The sequence below is a fragment of the Acinetobacter sp. UBA6720 genome, assembly GCF_002454215.1.
Taxonomy (GTDB): Bacteria; Pseudomonadota; Gammaproteobacteria; order Pseudomonadales; family Moraxellaceae; genus Acinetobacter.
Window position 1 is genome coordinate 6,694 of the sequence record NZ_DKIK01000114.1, and the last position, 3,280, is coordinate 9,973.

Sequence of the window (3,280 nt, forward strand, 5' to 3'; positions counted from 1 at the left end):
GGGCGGAGTATAGCAGGATATTTTCAAAAGTCACCTCTTTTCTTAAAATTGATACAATATTTTTATCAAACATTGAATAAATACAGGTTTTCACTTCAATTTTTTTGACCATCTAGGAAAAAATTAAATAGCATTCTTCGTTCTCCCCCTCCACTATCAGCCATAAAACGCAATTAATTGTACTAGCTCTTGCTCTAATGCTGCCACGATTTGACACGGCAATTGATCGGTGATGACGGTCCTACACGGCAAACTTAAATAGTGATCTATACGCTTATTGATTTTAATGCTCTCTTTTTCTTTATTTGCCTTTAAATAACTGCGTCCTATTTGTCGTTTCACAATTTCTTGAATACAGTATTGCTTGTCTAATGATGACAAAAATAAAAAAAGTATAAGGATCTAAAATGATCTGTTGTTTAAGCCTTAAAGAAAAAGCCCTCTTGTGAGGGCTTTTTCAATGTCTTAAACACGATCTACATGCTATTACTTAGCAGCTTCACCCCAAGCAGGTACAACTGCTTTCATTAAAGGTTTCAACAGCTTCATAGAACATGCCAGTACTTGGCCATTTTCCATAGATTCGCTACCACCACGTGCATCAACCACTGTTCCGCCTGCTTCTTTCACAATCAACTCACCAGCTGCGATGTCCCAAGGCTTTAAGCCGAGTTCGAAATACGCATCGAAACGACCTGCTGCCACATACGCCAAATCTAATGCTGCTGAACCTGTACGACGGTATTGCGCGCCAGCTTCAGTCACATTTAATAATGAATCAAAGTGATTTTTTGCATAAGAAATCACTTCACCATTACGTTTTGCACGGTAAGCATGACCCACAGACATGAATGTATTTTCAAGGCTGTCTTTTACATTTACACGGATACGGCGTTGATTCATCATGGCACCACGACCACGACTTGCAGAGAACAACTCATCTTTCACAGGGTCATAAATTACACCGTGTTGAGTAATGCCTTTATGTTGAACTGCAATAGAGATACAGAAGTGAGGAACACCGTTAATGAAGTTTAGCGTGCCATCAAGTGGGTCAATGATCCAACACCAATCTGCGTCGTGACCTTTACCTTCTTGAAGACCAAACTCTTCACCAAGGAAGCTGTGATTTTTATAACTTTTACGTAGGGTATCTATCGCCAATTGTTCCAAATAACGGTCTACACGCGTTACAGGACCATCAATTCCTTTTTCTTCGACTTGTAGATCGAGCTTATGACGATTTTGATGCGCTTTTAAAAGCTCTTGACCGACTAATTGAGCCGCACGCGCAGCCATCACCACCATAGGTTCCATTGAACACCCACTACAATCTGAAGATATTGATAAAGAATAATGCATAAAAGCCCGCATATCTTAGCAAAGATCGGGGCTTTTAGGGAAAAAATGTTTCTAAAATTTAAAAACGGCGTTTACACCATATGTACAAGTTTTAACCATGCTTGACGTACTGAACGTTCAATGCCTTCGGCATCTAGTCCGGCCTGATGCAACATTTGCGCATGCGTGGCTTGATGCATAAAGGTATCTGCTAAACCAAGATTTAACATCGGTTTCACGATTTGAGCCTGTGCCAAATATTCATTCACTGCACTACCCGCACCCGCCATCACCGCATGTTCTTCAACCGTCACAAATAAAGCCGTTGAGGGCGCTAAAGCCGTAATCATTTTTTCATCAAGCGGCTTCACAAAGCGCATATTTACCACACGCACAGCCAAATCTTGTTCAGCCAATTTCTGTGCTGCTTCTACTGCGGCCTGAACACGACTACCAAAGGCAAGAATGCTAATAACGTCATCTTGGGCATCATTAAAACTCGCGACAATTTCAGCCTGACCAATTTCCATCGGGGTCATCTGTTGTTGAATCTCAACTCCGAGACCATTGCCACGCGGGTAACGCACTGCGGCAGGACCATTGTATAAATAAGCAGTATGCAACATTTGACGACATTCATTTTCGTCTTTTGGCGCCATAATCACCAAATTCGGTACGGTACGCATGAAAGCATAGTCATAGGCCCCAGCATGAGTCGGTCCATCTTCACCCACTAAGCCTGCACGGTCGATACCAAAGGTAACATCTAGGTTCTGTAGGGCCACATCATGAATCAATTGATCATAACCGCGTTGCAAGAAAGTCGAGTAGATTGCAACTACAGGTTTTAAGCCTTCACACGCCATGCCCGCCGCCAAAGTCACCGCATGCTGTTCTGCAATCGCGACATCAAAAAAGCGCTGTGGGTACTGTTTGGCAAAACCCACCATACCTGAGCCTTCACACATGGCAGGGGTGATCGCTAACAAACGCTCATCTTGTGCGGCTTCATCGCATAACCATTGACCAAAGACATCTGAGTACTTCGGTGCAGTATTGCTAGATGCTGTAGCATTTATTTTTGTAATTGCGTGATATTTAATTTGGTCAGCTTCAGCTGGGGCAAAGCCTTTGCCTTTTTTGGTATAGACATGAATTAAACGTGGCCCTTTACGTTTTTTCAATGCGGTAAAGACTTGTGTCAACTGCTCGACATCGTGCCCATCGAAAGGCCCAAAGTAATCAAAACCAATCGCTTTAAAAACGTTGTCGGCCGCATCTGTGGCTGCACTATGTAAGCGCGAGTTATAAGTCCATTCAGGATGTGGCTGCACATAGGCTTCGCCATCATCTGAAATATTAATGGACTGTCCACTTTCCCAAATTGAAGCCAGATGTTTTGCAAAACCACCAGTACTACATGAAATCGACATATCGTTGTCATTCAGTACCACCATCAGGTCCGCATCATGCGCAACTGCATCGTTCATGGCTTCAAAGGCCATACCTGCAGTCATCGCCCCATCGCCAATGATTGCGACCACTTCACAAGGATTGTTTTGATAACGACGTGCCAGTGCCATCCCCAAACCTGCTGAAATCGCAGTCGAAGAATGTCCAACACCAAAAGTATCAAATACCGATTCATCACGTGCAGGAAAGGCAGCTAAACCATCTTTGGCACGAATCGTAGTCAACTGTTCACGACGCCCAGTCAAAGCTTTATGCGGATAGGCTTGATGACCGACATCCCAAATTAAGCGGTCATTTGGTGTGTTAAAACAATAATGCAATGCCACGGTGAGCTCGACCACACCAAGGTTTGCACCAAAGTGTCCCCCACTTTGTCCTGCGGCATACAGAATAAATTGACGTAGCTCGTCTGCCACTTGTGCTAATTGACTTTGCTCAAGCAAGCGAAGTTGTTGAGGATGATCAA

The 3,280-nt window shown here is 43.5% G+C and carries 2 protein-coding genes; both read right to left on the reverse strand.

Going from position 1 to position 3,280, the window contains the following annotated elements; genetic code table 11:
* Positions 1-486 precede the first annotated feature (486 nt).
* Complete coding sequence (locus B4F08_RS09805) at positions 487-1,317, reverse strand: inositol monophosphatase family protein (RefSeq protein WP_086208980.1); 831 nt, start codon at positions 1,315-1,317, stop codon at positions 487-489.
* Positions 1,318-1,433: 116 nt separating this feature from the next.
* The coding region (dxs, locus tag B4F08_RS09810; protein WP_291374268.1) for a 1-deoxy-D-xylulose-5-phosphate synthase at positions 1,434-3,280 on the reverse strand (1,847 nt) is incomplete at its 5' end.